The sequence below is a fragment of the Planococcus versutus genome (assembly GCF_001186155.3).
GTDB lineage: Bacteria > Bacillota > Bacilli > Bacillales_A > Planococcaceae > Planococcus > Planococcus versutus.
Window position 1 is genome coordinate 430,461 of the sequence record NZ_CP016540.2, and the last position, 17,624, is coordinate 448,084.

Consider the following 17,624-nt stretch of genomic DNA (forward strand, 5'->3'; position numbering starts at 1 on the left):
TCGTGAAAAAAGCAACAGTAGGAATTTTTTTGGCAACCACAACACTTATTGCAGGATGTGGAGCAGGCGGTGATACTTTAGACCCACTTGTTATTAGTGGTAAACCATGGACAGAACAATACATCTTGCCTTATATTCTTGGCGAATACATTGAAGCAAATTCGGACTACACAGTCGAATATAAAGATGGACTAGGAGAGGTATCGATTTTAACACCTGCTTTAGAAAAAGGAGATATCGATATGTACGTTGAGTACACCGGTACTGGGATGAAGGATGTACTGAAAAAAGAATCAGTTCCTGGTCAAACTTCAGAAGAAGTATTGGAGATTGTTAGAAAAGGGTATGAAAAAGAATTGGGTGCAACTTGGTTAGAGCCACTTGGTTTTGAAAATGGCTATACGCTAGCCTATTCGAAAGACAGCGGTTTCGATGCAGAAACTTACTCGGATTTAGCGGAAATTTCAAAATCAGAAAATATGAGTTTTGGAGCACCACATCCGTTTTATGAACGAAAAGGTGATGGTTTTGATGATTTAGTTGCGACATATCCGTTTGAATTTGCGGCAACTGAAAGTTTTGATCCAGCCATTATGTACGAAGCTGTAAAAAGTGGAGAAGTGGATGTTATTCCAGCATTTACAACGGACAGCCGCATTGGCTTGTTTGACCTCGAAACAACAAAAGATGACCTGTCATTTTTCCCGAAATACGATGCTGCTCCGGTTGTAAGATTAGAGACACTTGAAGAGTATCCAGAACTCAAGGACGTATTAAATGAACTAGCAGGCAAAATTAGTGAAGAAGAAATGCTTGCTATGAATTCTCGTGTAGATATTGATCAAGATGTAGCAAAAGATGTCGCACATGATTTCTTGGTAGAAAAAGGATTCATTGAAGAATAGAATAGACCTTAAAATCCATAGCCTTGAAGCTGTGGATTTTTTTCGACAAAAATTTCACACGGATTGTCTATTACCTACTGTACTGCCATTTTGAAGTAATTTTAAACGCATCAATGCTACCAAAGTGCGTGAATTTGTTTATAGCATTTAAGAAATAATTCTTGTACAATAGATTTAATGAGTGAATAGTCATTCAATTCAGTGAAGTGAAAGCGTTCTCAATAAAATAATACATGATGGGGTGGAGAAAATGAGAGAAGTTGTCATTATAGAAGGAGTACGTTCGCCAGTAGCAAGAAGAAAAGGCAAGTTTGCTAATGAGCGTCCAGACGAATTAGCAGCTACCGTACTAGAAGAACTGATGTCACGTGCAGGTATTGAGAAAAGTAAAGTAGAAGATATTATTTTAGGATGTGTGTCGCAAGCTGGCGAACAAGGAGGCAATATTGCACGTACCGCTGGGTTGATTGCAGGATTTCCCGATTATGTGCCAGGAGTCACCATTGACCGTCAATGTGGATCGAGTCAACAAGCTGTGCATTTCGGAGCGCAAGCGATTTTGGCAGGAGATATGGACATCGTTATTGCGGGCGGTGTCGAAAGCATGACGCGTGTTCCAATGTTTTCAAATGTTCAAGGAGTCCAACCAAGCAAAAAACTGACAGAGCAATACGAAATTATCAACCAAGGATTGTCGGCAGAACGAATTGCTGAAAAATGGGGCTTTACGCGACAACAGCTGGATGCTTTTTCTGTGCAGAGCCATGATCGAGCACAACATGCCATTAAAGAAGGCTATTATAAACGTGAAATTGTCCCGATTCAAACCCAAGGACCAGACGGTGAAACTATACTGGTTTCTGAAGACGAGGGACCGCGCCCTGGAACGACATTAGAAGTGTTAGGTGGTCTGAAGACAGTATTTGCTGAAAATGGAGTCATTACTGCAGGAAATGCCAGTCAAATGAGTGATGGTGCTTCTGCAGTGTTGTTAATGTCAGCTGAAAAAGCGAGCGAACTTGGCTTAAAGCCAAAAGCGCGAATTATCGCCCGTTCTGTAATTGGTTCTGATCCGACATTAATGCTGACCGGTCCAATTGCTGCAACAAAAAAAGTTCTTGAAAAAGCAAATCTTAAAATTGAAGACATGAATCGCTATGAAGTTAACGAAGCATTTGCGCCGGTTCCGCTTGCATGGCTACACGATATTGGTGGAAATCCAGAAAAACTAAATGTAAACGGAGGAGCTATTGCGTTAGGTCATCCACTTGGTGCAACTGGCACTAAATTGTTAGTATCGCTCTTACATGAACTAGAGCGAACAGGTGGTCGTTATGGATTGCTGGCTATTTGTGAAGGAATGGGAATGGCCAATGCCACTATAATTGAAAAGTTATAACAGTATTGAAAACTAAGGAGGATTCAGAATGGGATTTTCAAAAGTGAGAGCAGTGGTGACAGGTGGAGCATCGGGACTCGGAGAAGCAACAGTGCGTCGAATTGTAAAAAGTGGTGGGCAAGCAGCTATTTTTGATTTAAATGCGGATCGCGCAAAAAAAATAATTGAAGAGTTAGGTGAAAAATCGGTTATTTACAAAGAAACTGATGTAACGAATGCTGAGCAAGTGGAACGAAATATTAGCGAAACTTTAGAATGTTTTGGTGGTATTAATTTAGTGGTTAATTGTGCAGGAATTGGTACTCCTGGAAAAGTGCTATCTAAAGGAAATCCAATTGCATTGGAACAATTTGAAAAAGTAATCAAAGTGAATTTGATTGGTAGCTTTAATGTGATTCGCGTTGCAGCAGCAGCTATGCAGAAAAATGAGCCTAATGAAGATGGCGAACGTGGAGTAATTATCTCAACAGCCTCTGTAGCCGCTTATGAAGGGCAAATTGGACAAGCAGCTTATAGCGCTTCAAAAGGCGGAGTTGTATCGATGACGTTGCCGATTGCTAGAGAACTAGCAAGAGATGGAATTCGCGTGATGGCTATCGCTCCTGGGCTAATGGAAACGCCAATGGTAGAAGGATTACCGGAAGCGGCCATTGCCTCGTTATCAGCAGCAGTGCCATTTCCAGCAAGACTCGGAAAGCCTGATGAATATGCTCAATTGGTAGAAAGCATTGTAGCAAATCCAATGTTAAATGGAGAAACAATTCGGCTCGACGGAGCAATCCGCATGCAACCGAAATAAGAGGGGAATAAACAAGATGGCAAACTACCGTTTTGAAGAAGAAGAACACGTGATGTTCCGAAAGTCATTACGTAAATTTCTGGAAAAAGAGGCAGTTCCAAATTATAATCAATGGGAAAAAGATCGCTTAATTCCAAAATCGTTTTGGAAAAAACTTGGAGACATGGGTTTCTTGAGTCCTCAAGTCGAAGAAAAATACGGGGGTCTTGAACTGGATTTCCGGTATGCCGTTGTTATTGGTGAAGAAATGGAACGGGTAGGTGCTAGTTTAACAGGTATTGGTCTTCATAATGACATAACGGTTCCATATATCGAAGCATACGGAAACGAAGAACAAAAACAGCGTTGGTTACCAGGGTGTATTTCAGGTGATCATATTACAGCGATTGCGATGACAGAGCCGGGTGCGGGATCTGATTTAGCAAATATATCAACTACAGCCATTCGAGACGGTGACAATTATATTGTCAATGGTCAAAAAACGTTTATTACCAATGGCATTAATTCGACTTTGATATTGGTTGTGGTGAAAACCGATCCGAAAGCAGAGTCTAAGCATCGCGGGATTTCGTTGTTAATGGTTGAAGAAGGAATGCCTGGTTTTCAAAAAGGGCGCAAGCTCGATAAAGTTGGACTTCATGCACAAGATACATCCGAGTTGTATTTCGAGGATTGCGTTGTTCCGGCAGCAAATTTAATCGGAGAAGAAAACAAAGGCTTTACGTATTTAATGGAAAAATTACAGCAAGAACGTTTAATGGTTGCAATGGCAGCTCAAATTGCTTCGGAAGACATGCTAGACATGACATTGGAATATGTAAAGTCGAGAAAAGCATTTGGTAAGCCAATCGGATCATTCCAAAATTCTCAGTTTAAATTGGTGGAAATCGCGACTGAAATTGAATTAGGCCACTCATTTTTAGAATCGTTAATTGAAGAACATATGGCCGGAAAAGACATTGTTTCGAAAGTATCGATGGCCAAATACTGGCTAACTGACACGGCAAAGCGAATTTCCGGAGACTGCATGCAATTACATGGGGGATACGGATATATGGAAGAATACAAAATTGCACGGCGTTACCGTGACATTCCAGTAGCTGCGATTTATGCAGGATCTAATGAAATCATGAAAACCATAATTGCTAAACGAATGGGTCTTTAAATGAAAAATGCATTAGAAGGTGTGCGCATACTGGACATTACATACTATGTTCCGGGGCCATATGCAGGAATGCGATTGGCTGATTTAGGGGCGGACGTCATCAAAGTAGAACCACTTGAAGGTGATCCTTCCCGGTATATGGGAGGGGGGTATGTTCATCAAGCAAATAATCGAGGTAAAAGAGTCGTTCATATTGATTTGAAATCAGCTGAAGGTCGTATGGAAATGATGGAACTAGTGAAAAATACAGATGCGCTCATTGAAACGTTCCGACCAGGGGTAATGAAAAAATTAGGTTTGGATTATGATAGGTTGAAAATGGTGAAACCAGATTTAGTTTATTGTTCTTTGTCAGGATACGGACAAACTGGCGAAATGGCCAGTTTAGGTAGTCACGACTTGAATTACATGGCGCTGTCAGGAGCTTTAGATCAATTAAAAGATAGTTCTGGTAGACCGATTCATCCAACGAATACCTTCGCTGATTTTACTGGCGGATTGATGGCAGCAGAACAAGTGATTGCAGCTTTACTAAAAAAATTCAGAACTGGAAAAGGGCAATACCTCGATATTGCTTTAGTGGAAGTGATGGCGGAGTTTTTGGGGAATCATGACATTTACTACACAGAAGGAATTTCAGAAAATGGAGTTCCAGAAATAGGCGGGACCCGCGTTAGTTATGCCATTTACGAAACAAAAGATGGACGTTATGTAACGTTAGGTGCATTAGAAGCGAAATTCTGGCGAGTGTTTTGTGAGTTTGCTGAACGACCGGAATGGCTAGAATGGGGAGACAAACCATTAGGAAGTCCCGAACATCAACAAGTCGCTGATTTTTTTAAGTCGAAAAATTGGCAGGAATGGTATCAAGTATCTCTTCAAGTAGATGCGTGCTTAACACCTGTTTTAAAAGCACATGAGCGACACGAGCACCCGTTTTTTATTGAGAAAAGCAAAGTGAAAAGGAGCTGGATGTGACATGATGGATGCACCATTGTTACTATCATCTTTCGTAAAAAGAGCGGAACGCTATTTCCCTGAAAAGATGATCATTTCACGAACTGGAGAAGATATGATTCACCGAATTCCTTATAAAGAGTTTGCAGTGAGAACGCGTCAATTGGCTGCTGCTTTGACAGGTCTTGGCATGAAACATGGCACGAAAGTTGGCAGTTTCGCATGGAATCATCATCGTCACCTCGAATTGTATTTTGGTGTTCCAAGTACGGGTGCGATTTTACACATGATCAATATTCGTTTGTCGCACGAACATATTGCTTATGTTATTAATCATGCGGAAGATGAGATTTTGGTAGTGGACCATGATTTGTTCCCGTTGATTGAGAAGTTAGCGCCTATGCTAAAAACAGTAAAGCATTTTGTCATCATGAAAGACGGACTGGAATTACCAAGAACTTCGCTTGAAAATGTTCATTCCTATGAAAAGCTTATGGCAGCAGAAGATGGTAGCTTTGAGTTCCCTGAAGATTTAGATGAAAATACACCAGCGGGCATGTGCTATACATCTGCGACGACCGGCAACCCAAAAGGAGTTGTTTATACGCATCGTGGACTTGTGCTTCATAGTTACGCATTAGGAATGTCTGATTCGATGGGCTTGTCCGAACGTGACATTGCTTTGTCTATTGTTCCAATGTTTCACGCAAATGCTTGGGGGTTGCCGTTTGCTGGGGTCTTGTTTGGAACTACACAAGTGCTACCAGGACCAGGCTTTGCACCTGGCATGCTCTTAGACTTGATTGAGTCGGAAAAAGTTACATTAACGGCAGGTGTCCCAACTATCTGGATGAGTGTCTTAAAAGAGCTAGAAGCGAATCCGCGAAATATCAAAACGCTACGAATGATTATTTGTGGTGGCTCGGCTTCGCCAAAAGGCTTGATTCGCGCATTTGAAGAAAAGTACAATGTGCCATTTGTAACAGGCTATGGCATGACAGAAACGTCTCCACTTGTTAGTTTAGCAATTACTACGTCTGGGATGACTAATATGACGATGGACGAGCGCGTGGAACGCCGCTCTATGGCAGGGTTACCCATGCCTGGGCTTGAAGTGCGCATCGTCAACGAAAACGGTGAAGCGCCGTGGGACGGCAAAACGATGGGTGAACTGAACGTTAAAGGTGCCTGGATTGCTGACGAATACTATAAAGACGAACGAACTGAAGATGCATTTAAAGATGGTTGGCTTTATACAGGTGACATTGCGGTAATTGAACCGGACGGCTATATCAAGTTGACGGATCGCACAAAAGATTTAATCAAGAGTGGCGGAGAATGGATTTCGTCAGTTGATTTGGAAAATGCGTTGATGACGCACGAAGCCGTTTTTGAAGCAGCTGTTGTTGCTATTCCTCATGAGAAGTGGATGGAACGTCCGCTTGCTTGTGTTGTATTAAAAGAAGGGCACGCTGAAGACGATGCGATGAAAGCAGAGTTGCTGACCTATTTGGAGAGCCAATTTGCCAAGTGGTGGGTTCCGGACGATGTGGTATTTTTGAAAGAAGTGCCAAAAACATCGGTTGGTAAGTTTTTGAAAGCGGCTTTGCGAAAAGAGTTGGATGGTTATTATCAGTAAGGGTTAGAGTGAAAGCGTAAAGGTCCAAAATACGTCGGATACTTGCGCTTTTCCTAGTGTCCAGACTCCGGCAGCCAGATTCTAGGGTCATAAGTCACTCCGGCTGTGCGGCTAAAAACACGCCGCTTCGCCAGAGCATCTTATGCCCGTCGAATCTACATGGCTGCCTACGCTTTTCCTTTTACTTGACAGAATAAACAAAACCTTTTAGTATAGGGAACAACTTGTTGTACGGAAGCAAGTCTGTTTGAGAGAAGAGCCTAGAGAAGACGAGAATAGAAGAGTGTATAAATCGAGGATTGAGACGAGTAGGCAGGGAAATCTATTTAGAGAGTCAGCGGCTGGTGAGAGCTGATTAGGTAATCTGCGCGAATGGACTTAGGAGAGCTTGCCTGAAAGCGGAAGCGAGTAAGGGAGACGTAAGCCCTGCGTTAAAGGGAAAGGCGAAGAGCCTGTTTAAGTGAGTGCAGAAATTGAATGCGCTAATGCGTGGTGGTACCGCGGTTTTTAACCCGTCCCCGCAATCAGATAACGATCTGATTGCGGGGACTTTTGTATTTAAAAACGAGACGAGGAGAGATTAGTATGAGCAGAGTAGAGAATTTGAGTGAACAAGGAATGTACGAAAAATCATTAGCAATGTTGAATGGCGATATAAATGAACAACAAATAAAGAGTTTTCTATCCGGTTTACATGAAAAAGGAGAAACGGCAGACGAGTTGGTCGGGCTAGTCAAAGCAATGCGTGAAAAGGCAGTGGCGCTTCCAGAGGTCGGAGGACAGCTCGTTGATGTTTGTGGAACCGGTGGTGACCGCTCTTACAGTTTTAACATCAGTACATTGACAGCCTTTGTATTAGCAGGATGCGGTATGACGGTTGCCAAGCATGGCAATCGGAGCGTTTCTAGTAAAACGGGCAGTTCCGATGTGCTAGAAGCACTTGGCATTTCAACGGAAACAGATATTGCATCAATTCCTACAATGCTTGATCAGACGGGGATTGCGCTATTATTTGCACCAGCTATCCATCCGGCACTCGGCGGCTTACGCCAAATTCGTAAAGATATCGGAACCCCGACTATCTTTAACTTAGTAGGACCTTTAGCAAATCCATTGCCGATTACGATTCAAATGACTGGTGTTTACCGCCGTGACATGCTGGAACCAATGGCGGATGCGTTGATTCGCTTAGGTCGAAAAAAAGGTGCACTTGTTCATGGAGCAGGTGGATTGGATGAATTGTCGCTTGCGGGCACTAATGAATTGATCATCTTCAATAAACAAGGTAAACGAAAAATGACCCTTCACCCGAACGAAGTTGGTTTAGAAGTGGCATCAATCGAAGCAATCCGCGGAGGCGATCCAAAACGTAACGCCGAAATTTTTATGGATGTCTTATCTGGAACAGATAGCCCTTATTTAGATACAGTCGCATTAAATGCAGGAGTAGTACTGTACGTCAGTGGTAAAGCTGAAAGCGTGACAGAAGGCGTAAAGCAGGCGAAAGCTTCAATCAAATCAGGCGAAACCGCGCGTGTCTTTGACTTGCACCGGTTAGCTGCGGGGGTATTTGTATGACGATATTAGATGACATCATTGCGACTAAATACGAAGAGATAAAAATGTATAAACCAGTTGGGGTAAATGCAATCGATTTCCCCCAAAAAACAACGCTACTGGAGCATCTACAAAAAAGAAATGGCGTCATCTCAGAGATTAAACGCGCTTCTCCATCCAAAGGCGACATCAAAGTGGAAATAGATATTGTTGCGCAAGCCAAAAAATACGAAAAAGCTGGAGCAGCCGCAATTTCGGTACTTACGGATGAATTGTATTTTAAAGGGTCAATTGATGACTTGTGCGAAGTGGCAAAAGTCGTATCGATTCCCGTCTTGTGCAAAGATTTTATGGTGAGTGAAATTCAAGTTGATCGTGCTCAACATGCAGGGGCTACCATCATTCTGTTGATCGTAGCCGCACTGGAAAAGCAACAGCTAAAACGTCTTAACGACTATGCGCTCTCAAAAGGACTTGAAGTTTTAGTAGAAGTACATGACGAACAAGAACTGCAAGTAGCACTAGAGCTAGATGCAAAACTAGTAGGCATCAATAATCGTGATTTGAAAACCTTTGATGTATCGATTGAACGCACAGCACAATTGGCTAAGAGCTTTCCATTTGACGGAGGACGGGTGTTAATTAGCGAAAGCGGAATGCACACAAAAGAAGATGCGCAATTCGCTTATGCAAATGGAGCTTCCGGAATTTTAGTCGGAGAAGCGTTAATGCGTTCTGAAAATCCAGGTAATTGGATTCGCCAGGCGACTAGTGAGGAGGCAGTGAGATGACAAAAGTGAAAATTTGTGGCTTACAAGAACAACAACATGTTAACGCAGCAAGTCGTGCGGATGCTATCGGCTTCGTATTTGCTCCGAGCAGACGTCAAGTGACGATTGCGCAAGCTGCTGAACTGGCTAAACACATTCCTGTAGATACCGATAAAATTGGAGTTTTTGTTAATGCGTCATTACAGGAAATTGAAGATACTGTTGCAGGTGTTCCGCTAACGATGGTTCAGCTTCACGGCGATGAACCCGATGAGTTGGTAAAAGCTATTCGTGTCCCTGTTATCCAAGCCTTCTCGATTCGCACAAAAGAAGATGTAGAGCAGTTGAAAAATTCTCTAGCTGATTATATTTTAGTAGACGCTCCGGGTACGGAATACCGCGGAGGTAGCGGTAATGTGTTTGATTGGTCGTTACTAGACGGAGTGGGTATCGATCCATCTCGCCTAATTGTGGCGGGTGGGTTAACACCGGAAAATGTCCGTGCGGCAATCGAGCAAACAACACCTTATATGGTAGACGTCTCTAGTGGAGTTGAAACAGAACGTCGCAAAGATACAGCAAAAATACTAGAATTCATTAAACAGGTAAAGGATGATTCGGTGGAACAGACAATAGAAAAAACAGGCTTTTTCGGTAAATACGGTGGGCAATTTGTGCCAGAAACGTTGATGAAAGCCGTTAAGGAATTAGAAGATGCTTATAATGAAGTCAAAGAAGATCCGGAATTTCATAAAGAATACCATCATTATTTATCGGAGTATGTGGGTCGTGAACAGCCATTGACTTTCGCAAAACGCATGACTGAAGCATACGGTGGACCAAAAATCTATTTGAAACGAGAAGATTTGAATCATACCGGTGCGCATAAAGTAAACAACGCCATTGGTCAGGCTTTGCTAGCGATGAGGATGGGCAAACGTAAAATTGTAGCAGAAACAGGAGCGGGTCAGCACGGTGTGGCGACTGCGACAATTTGTGCGCTATTCGATTTAGATTGTGTTATTTTCATGGGTGAAGAAGACATTAAGCGTCAGCAATTGAACGTTTTCCGTATGAAGCTCTTGGGAGCACGTGTAGAAAGTGTCACAAAAGGCAGTGCGACCTTAAAAGATGCAGTCAATGAAGCTTTGCGTTACTGGGTTGCCAATGTCGAAGATACGCATTACTTAATCGGTTCGGCTCTCGGGCCGCATCCGTTTCCAACGATGGTTCGTGATTTTCAAAGTGTTATCGGCGAAGAAACCAGACGTCAGATTCTTGAGAAAGAAGGACGTTTGCCTGATGCTATTTTGGCGTGTGTCGGTGGTGGCAGCAATGCGATTGGGATGTTCTATCCGTTTATTCAAGATAAAGAAGTCGAGTTGATTGGCGTTGAAGCGGCGGGTCAAGGTGTGGATACAGATAAACACGCTGCAACCTTAACGAAAGGAACAGAAGGTGTACTCCACGGAGCCTTAATGAAGTTATTGCAGGACGATGCAGGCCAAGTGCAGGAAGCACATTCGATTTCTGCAGGTCTCGATTATCCAGGAATTGGACCAGAACATGCTTATTTAGCAGATATTGGTCGTGTCGAATACCGTTCGATTACTGATGATGAAGCACTGGCTGCAGTTATTAGCATGTCTCGTCTTGAAGGAATTATTCCAGCACTTGAAACGGCGCATGCTATTGCAGAAGCAGAAAAACAAGCAAAGTCTATGACGAAAGAGCAGATACTGATTATTTGTGTATCCGGTCGTGGAGATAAAGATATGGCGACCTATGCAGAGAATCTGGAGGGGCTATCATGAATCGACTAGAGCAACTGAAAAAATCAGGAAACAAAGCCTTTGTCGCCTATATTATGGCTGGAGATGGCGGTCTTGATCGTCTGAAAGATCAAGTACAGTATTTACAAAGAGTAGGTGTGACTGCTATCGAAATCGGCATTCCTTTTTCAGATCCGGTCGCAGATGGTCCGACGATTGAAGCGGCCGGAAACCGTGCGTTGAAAAAAGGTGTAACTTTACAAAAGGTATTAGCAGAACTACAAAGCTGGACATTCGAAGTTAACATTCCTTTACTGGTGATGACTTATTTAAATCCAGTACTAAGTTTTGGTGTAGAGCGTTTCGCCACGGAATGCAGTAAAGCCGGGGTGTCGGGAGTGATCATTCCAGATCTTCCATATGAACATAAGCAATTGGTTCAACCATATGTCGATAAAGAAGGCATCAAGCTGATTCAGTTGGTAACGTTAACAACAACTGATGCACGATTAGATGCAATTCTACACGAAGCAGAAGGTTTTGTGTATGCCGTAACAGTTAAAGGAATTACTGGATCTCGCGATGAAATGTCACAAGATGTGAAAGCTTTTATGCAAAAAGTTCGTGAGAAAAGTCCGGTTCCAGTTTATGCTGGATTCGGAATTTCAAAAAGCAGTCACGTTGACTTGCTGCGTGATGATGTGGATGGGTTTATCGTTGGAAGTGCAATTGTTGAAGCTTTTAACGCAGGTGAAATTGAAGTACTCGAACCTCTTATACATGCAGTGACAGCCTCTCATTCGGTATAATATTGTTAGGAGGGGATGTTATGTTTACACCAGTTCATGCTGATTTTTTTAATGCGCCAACGCTGGAATTGTCCCGCAATTTACTTGGTCAAATTCTAGTTCACGAATTACCTGAAGGCGTTGTTGCCGGGCGCATCGTTGAAACTGAGGCTTATATGGGCGCAGAAGATCGAGCTGCTCATAGCTTTGGAAACCGTCGGACAAAACGCACCGAAATTATGTTTGGTAAACCTGGACTTGTCTACACGTATCAAATGCATACACATACATTGGTCAATGTTGTCGCGGGACCTGAAGAAACGCCGCGGGCGATATTAATTCGAGCGGTCGAACCCGTTGAAGGTATTGAACTGATGAGAGAACGGCGTGGCAAGCATATGCCAATGAAACAATGGACCAGTGGACCCGGTAAACTGACAAAGGCTATGGCGATCAACATGGATTATTACGGTCATTATTTTACGGAGAAACCACTTTATATTGCGCAAGGAAATCCGGTCGAGTCGGTGTCAGTAGGCCCACGTATAGGGATCGGAAATTCACTCGATGCCGTTCATTATCCTTACCGTTTTTGGGAATCTGAAAATCCTTTTGTTTCGAAATTTCGTTAACTTTGTGTTTAACTCTACTCCCTTGTGGAATACTAAAAGAGAATGAACAAACAAAAGGAGTGGAAGATAGTGGCGAAAATTGCAACTTTAATTACTGATATGTTCGAAGATGTGGAATATACGGACCCGTTGAAAGCGTTTAATGATGCAGGTCACGAAGTTTTCACTATCGAAGAAGAAGCTGGCAAAAAAGTGACAGGTAAACAAGGTGAAGCGGTTGTCACAATCGATAAAGGGATTGATGATGTCAGCCCAGATGATTTTGATGCTTTGTTCTTACCAGGTGGATTTTCACCGGATCAATTGCGTGCGGATGATCGGTTTGTGAAGTTTTCAAAAGCTTTCATGGATGCGAAAAAACCAGTCTTTGCAATTTGTCATGGCCCTCAATTATTAATTACAGCCAAAGCATTAGAAGGGCGTAAAGCTACAGGTTATCAATCGATTCAAGTCGATATGGAATATGCAGGTGCAACGGTTCTTGATGAAGAAGTAGTGGTGTGTCAAGACCAATTGGTTACTAGTCGTCAACCCGATGACATTCCAGCGTTTAATCGAGAATCATTACGTGTACTTGAACAATTAAACAAGTAAAATTTTAACTCAACCCCGAATCAGCTTTGCTGATTCGGGGTTTTTTATAGAGATGATGAGTTGAAGCTTTAAATTGGTTCTTGAATATATAAGTTTTTGCTTATATAATAAACAAGTGTTTGAGTGAAGAAGAGATCACAATAGAATTCTACACTTCTATAGTAAGTTACGAAAAAAATGAAATTAGAAATAGAAAGTTGGATAAGTGTGGATATTTGGTTAGCGAGTTTTATTTTTGTCGTCACATTAATCTTTGTTATTTGGCAGCCAAAAGGCTTGTCTATTGGTTGGTCTGCTAGTACAGGGGCTGTAATTGCTTTATTGTTTGGCGTTGTTGACTTTGGTGACGTTTGGGATGTTACAGGAATTGTGTGGAATGCGACATTGACGTTTGTTGCATTGATTATCATTTCACTGATTCTTGATGAAATTGGCTTTTTTGAATGGGCAGCTTTGCACATGGCACGTTTCGCTAAAGGTAGCGGGTTGCGTATGTTCTTTTTAGTCACTTTGTTAGGGGCAGTTGTTGCAGCGTTATTTGCAAATGATGGAGCAGCGTTAATTTTGACGCCAATTGTCTTGGCAATGGTTCGCGCATTGAAATTTAAAGATACGATGATTTTACCGTTTATTATGGCCAGTGGTTTTATTGCAGATACTGCGTCACTTCCTTTTGTCGTCAGTAATTTAGTCAATATCGTCTCAGCAGATTTTTTTGATATTGGTTTTACGGAATACGCTATTCATATGATTGTTCCGAATCTATTTAGTATTGCGGCAAGTATGCTTGTATTGTATTTATATTTCCGAAAAGATATTCCGAAAAATTTTAATGATAGCATATTAAAAATGCCGGCTTCGGCTATAAAAGATATTCGGCTATTTCGTTTGTCTTGGGCAGTACTTGCTATTTTACTGGTTGGTTATTTCAGCAGTGAAGCGCTAGGAATCCCAGTATCCTTTATCGCTGGAGGCGTTGCTATTATTTTCTTAGCAATTGCTCGTGCAAGTAACTCAGTAGAAACAATGACTGTATTAAAAGGTGCGCCTTGGGCCATTGTTTTCTTCTCAATTGGTATGTATGTAGTCGTATACGGATTAAGAAATGTAGGCCTCACATCAGTTTTGGCGACAGCAATTGAGTGGACAGCGAGTCACGGTTTGTATGCAGCAACAATAGGCATGGGCTTTATTGCGGCCATTCTTTCTTCTGTTATGAATAATATGCCGACCGTCATGATTGATGCACTAGCAATTGCGGAAACCAATACAACAGGGGTCGTTAGAGAGGCGTTAATGTATGCTAACGTCATTGGTTCAGATTTAGGACCTAAAATTACGCCAATCGGTTCTCTTGCGACGTTATTATGGCTACACGTATTGAAAACAAAAGGTGTAGAAATTTCTTGGGGTTATTATTTTAAAATTGGTATAATCTTAACCTTGCCCACTTTGTTCATCACGTTAACAGCTCTTTACTTGTGGTTGAACATTTTAAATTAACTCCATAACAAAAGGAGCGTGCTCTTGGCATGCTCCTTTTGTTTAGTTTAAAAACTTAGTTAAATATAATTCATTATGCGGTTTGTCATCAATCATCATCGATTTTTCACGAATCCCTTCCGAATGGAATCCAGTTTTTTCATATAGTTTCCGAGCAGCTTCATTTTCTTCAACGACCGTTACTTCAAGTCGAGTAATTTCTTTTGCTCTTGCCCATTCCTCTGCTTTTTTTAGGAGAGACTGAGCTATTCCTTTTCCTTGAGCATCTTTCTGAAGTCCAAGGTCGATGGTTGCTCGATGTGCTGCGCGTTTTGCGTCATTTCCCATAATTGTTAAGAAACCGACGTGTTGACCATTTAAAATTGCGACAATGATGACAGAGTGGCCACTTTGTTTCCATTCAATGATTTGCTTGCGAACTTTTTGAGTAGACTGTGTACGTTCATCTTTTGCGTAGAGCATGAAATCAGACTCTGACTCAACCAATTTTTGCAAAGCAGCAAGAGTCCGAGCATCGCCGTGCTCTGCTGTTCGAATCAATAAAATATCTTGATCATCATCGTCATCGTCTATTCCATTGCCAGTTGAGGCATCAATTCTTTCAAAAACGACAAAGCGATCTGGTTCTACATTGCTAACATAATAACCCGCGTCTAGCCATGCATGAAAATGTTTAGCTGGAGCTTTTACCTTTTTCCACCAACTTTTATTCAAGTAAGCAGCATTGGGCAGATTTTGTCCCATAATTTGTTCGATTTCAGAAAATGTTAACTTTATTGAAGAATTCGTTGCTCCAGCAAAATAATTAGCTAGAGGAATGTATTTCTTTTCCAATAAAACGGTCACGGGCACCTCTTCCTTCCGTATAACTTATAATTAGTTAGTCATATTATACCATTGGCATATGCTAAAGTACACAATAAATTTTTAATTTACTGATAATTCTATAAACTTAAATTTTTCTGGAACTTTTTCAGTAAAAAAACTATGAATTTTTCAACGGCTGTTTTTATGATAGAATAAGTACAGAAATTTAGATTTTCAGGAGGCTATTATTTATGTCAAACGTTTTAGTATTAGGTCATAAAAACCCGGACACGGATTCAATTTGCTCGGCTATTTCATATGCATATTTAAAAAATGAAATGGGCATGGTTGCAGAACCTATTCGCTTAGGTGAAGTAAATAACGAAACATTATTTGCTTTGGAAACTTTTAAGTTTGAACAACCAAGACTTGTGACGCACGTGGCTAAAGAAGTTACACAAGTCATTTTAGTAGATCATAACGAACGTCAACAAAGCGCGGAAGACTTAGATGAAGTTCAAGTTATTGAAGTGGTAGATCATCATCGCATTGCTAATTTCGAGACGACAGATCCATTGTATTTTCGTGCAGAACCGGTTGGCTGCACAACAACTATTATTCTTAAGTTGTTTAAAGAAAATGGCGTAGAAGTTCCTTCTAACATCGCGGGATTGATGTTGTCTGCTATTATTTCGGATTCTCTTTTATTCAAATCACCCACATGCACACAGCAAGATATAGATGCAGCTACTGAACTCGCTAAAATTGCCAATGTGGATGCACAAAATTATGGCCTCGATCTATTAAAAGCAGGTGCCGATTTAAGCAATAAAACATTGGAAGACTTGATTTCCATAGATTCTAAAGAATTCGAAGCCGGCGATCACCGATTTGAAATTGCTCAAGTTAATGCCATTGATGTTGAAGAAGTAATGGCTCGCCAAAAAGAACTTGAAGTATTGATGGAAAATACTATTGTAACTAAAGGATTAGGGCTCTTCCTGTTCGTAGTTACGGATATTCTTAACAACAATTCAGTAGCCATTGTTCTTGGTGAAAGAGCTGGGATTATCGAAAGAGCATTTCAATCAAGTGTCGTGGATCACCGCGTCTTGTTGCCGGGTGTTGTGTCACGTAAAAAGCAAATCGTTCCTGTTATTACAGAAGCATTAAGCTGATTCTCTTTTGGGAGTCAGTTTTTTTGATGGAGACGCAATCATAAGTCACGCCGGCTGTGGCTGAAGACATGCCACTCCGCCACCGTGTCTTATGCCTGTCAGGTCTAGCACGATTGCCTACGCTTTTCTATTTGTCCAGCTGCGGCAATCAGACCTTCGGGTCATAAGTCACGCCTGCTGTGTAGCTGAAGACATGCCACTCTGCCGCCGCGTCTTATGCCTGTCAGGTCTAGCACGATTGCCTACGCTTTTCTATTTGTCCAGCTGCGGCAATCAGACCTTCGGGTCATAAGTCACGCCTGCTGTGTAGCTGAAGACATGCCACTCTGCCGCCGCGTCTTATGCCTGTCAGGTCTAGCACGATTGCCTACGCTTTTCTTTCCACAGGCAAAAAAATTGAGGGCTATAGTGTTCGTTGCTATAGTTAATGGCGAGGTGGATAATATGAGAATTGAAGTTTGGTCAGATTATGTGTGCCCATTCTGTTATATTGGTAAACGCACATTAGAAAAAGCACTGGTTCAATCAGGATTTGAAAGTCAAGCAGATGTTTCGTACAAAGCTTATCAATTAAATCCCGACACGCCAGTTGATTCGGTTGTATCAACTTATGACAGCTTAGTTAATAAATTCGGCAAGACGATAGAACAAGCAAAAGAAATGACTGAAGGAATCGCACAACATGCTCGATCAGTTGGGTTGGAATATGATTTCGATAATATGGTCGAAGCAAATACTTTAGCAGCTCATCGTCTCGTGAAATGGGCTAAAACGTATGAAAAAGATGGAGAACTTACAGAAAAGCTGATGGATGAATATTTTATTCAAGCGAAAAATGTAGGCAACTACGAAGTGTTAGTTGCCAGTGCTGAATCGATTGGCTTACCAGGAGACGAAGCGAAAAAAGTGCTGGAATCAGATCGGTTTATGGCACAAGTTCAAGTAGACATCGCTGAAGCCGGTCAAATTGGTGTACAAGGTGTACCGTTTTTTGTTGTGAACCGTAAATATGCACTATCGGGTGCTCAACCTGTAGAAGCTTTTGTGGAAGCATTAGAGCAAATTGCTGAAGAAGAAGGACTACGTCCAGAGCTAAAATCGCTTGGCAAAAAAACAAGTTATTGCACAGGCGATTCATGTGATGGAATTTAATGACTCA

16 protein-coding genes and 1 other annotated feature are annotated in these 17,624 nt (G+C 41.7%); of the genes, 15 read left to right on the forward strand and 1 reads right to left on the reverse strand.

What is annotated here, in order from left to right:
* Positions 1–2: 2 nt before the first annotated feature.
* The 13 genes from I858_RS02285 (at position 3) to I858_RS02345 (ending at position 14,480) form a co-directional block, all read left to right on the forward strand.
* Positions 3–905, forward strand: coding sequence for a glycine betaine ABC transporter substrate-binding protein (locus I858_RS02285; RefSeq protein ID WP_049693950.1), 903 nt, complete (start codon positions 3–5; stop codon positions 903–905).
* A gap of 250 nt (positions 906–1,155) precedes the next feature.
* On the forward strand, positions 1,156–2,304 hold the full coding sequence (locus I858_RS02290) for a thiolase family protein (RefSeq protein WP_049693949.1): 1,149 nt from the start codon (positions 1,156–1,158) through the stop codon (positions 2,302–2,304).
* Positions 2,305–2,332: 28 nt separating this feature from the next.
* Complete coding sequence (locus tag I858_RS02295; RefSeq protein WP_049693948.1) at positions 2,333–3,103, forward strand: 3-hydroxyacyl-CoA dehydrogenase; 771 nt, start codon at positions 2,333–2,335, stop codon at positions 3,101–3,103.
* 16 nt (positions 3,104–3,119) lie between these two features.
* On the forward strand, positions 3,120–4,268 hold the full coding sequence (locus I858_RS02300) for an acyl-CoA dehydrogenase family protein (protein WP_049693947.1): 1,149 nt from the start codon (positions 3,120–3,122) through the stop codon (positions 4,266–4,268).
* A complete protein-coding gene (locus I858_RS02305) occupies positions 4,269–5,246 on the forward strand; it encodes a CaiB/BaiF CoA transferase family protein (protein WP_049693946.1) in 978 nt (325 codons plus the stop codon).
* A 1-nt stretch (position 5,247) separates the two neighbouring features.
* Positions 5,248–6,864, forward strand: a complete 1,617-nt coding sequence (locus tag I858_RS02310; protein WP_049693945.1) for a long-chain fatty acid--CoA ligase — start codon at positions 5,248–5,250, stop codon at positions 6,862–6,864.
* A gap of 286 nt (positions 6,865–7,150) precedes the next feature.
* Positions 7,151–7,387: a binding site (T-box leader), on the forward strand.
* 62 nt (positions 7,388–7,449) lie between these two features.
* The gene (gene trpD, locus I858_RS02315; RefSeq protein WP_049693944.1) at positions 7,450–8,442 is read left to right on the forward strand and encodes an anthranilate phosphoribosyltransferase; all 993 of its coding nucleotides are present in this window, start codon (positions 7,450–7,452) and stop codon (positions 8,440–8,442) included.
* Positions 8,439–9,212 (forward strand): indole-3-glycerol phosphate synthase TrpC, encoded by a 774-nt coding sequence (gene trpC, locus I858_RS02320; protein ID WP_053221274.1) that lies wholly within the window; start codon positions 8,439–8,441, stop codon positions 9,210–9,212. Before trpD ends, trpC begins: the two co-directional genes overlap by 4 nt.
* Positions 9,209–11,005, forward strand: a complete 1,797-nt coding sequence (gene trpB / locus I858_RS02325) for a tryptophan synthase subunit beta (protein ID WP_071645341.1) — start codon at positions 9,209–9,211, stop codon at positions 11,003–11,005. Before trpC ends, trpB begins: the two co-directional genes overlap by 4 nt.
* The gene (gene trpA, locus I858_RS02330; RefSeq protein WP_049693943.1) at positions 11,002–11,772 is read left to right on the forward strand and encodes a tryptophan synthase subunit alpha; all 771 of its coding nucleotides are present in this window, start codon (positions 11,002–11,004) and stop codon (positions 11,770–11,772) included. The genes trpB and trpA overlap by 4 nt, the downstream gene beginning before the upstream one ends.
* A 20-nt stretch (positions 11,773–11,792) precedes the next feature.
* A complete protein-coding gene (locus tag I858_RS02335) occupies positions 11,793–12,383 on the forward strand; it encodes a DNA-3-methyladenine glycosylase (RefSeq protein ID WP_049693942.1) in 591 nt (196 codons plus the stop codon).
* 69 nt (positions 12,384–12,452) lie between these two features.
* On the forward strand, positions 12,453–12,977 hold the full coding sequence (locus I858_RS02340; RefSeq protein ID WP_049693941.1) for a type 1 glutamine amidotransferase domain-containing protein: 525 nt from the start codon (positions 12,453–12,455) through the stop codon (positions 12,975–12,977).
* Positions 12,978–13,154: 177 nt separating this feature from the next.
* The gene (locus I858_RS02345; protein WP_049693940.1) at positions 13,155–14,480 is read left to right on the forward strand and encodes an arsenic transporter; all 1,326 of its coding nucleotides are present in this window, start codon (positions 13,155–13,157) and stop codon (positions 14,478–14,480) included.
* Between the two features lie 42 nt (positions 14,481–14,522).
* On the opposite strand, the gene I858_RS02350 is transcribed toward I858_RS02345, so the two are convergent.
* Positions 14,523–15,326 (reverse strand): GNAT family N-acetyltransferase, encoded by an 804-nt coding sequence (locus I858_RS02350; protein WP_049693939.1) that lies wholly within the window; start codon positions 15,324–15,326, stop codon positions 14,523–14,525.
* 212 nt (positions 15,327–15,538) lie between these two features.
* Here I858_RS02350 and I858_RS02355 point away from each other — a divergent pair, with 212 nt between their 5' ends.
* Entirely contained in the window at positions 15,539–16,465 is a 927-nt protein-coding gene (locus tag I858_RS02355) for a manganese-dependent inorganic pyrophosphatase (RefSeq protein ID WP_049693938.1), read from the forward strand.
* Positions 16,466–16,909: 444 nt separating this feature from the next.
* Positions 16,910–17,617 carry a DsbA family oxidoreductase gene (locus I858_RS02360; RefSeq protein WP_049695206.1) on the forward strand — a complete coding sequence of 236 codons (708 nt, stop codon included), beginning with the start codon at positions 16,910–16,912 and terminating at the stop codon, positions 17,615–17,617.
* Positions 17,618–17,624 lie beyond the last annotated feature (7 nt).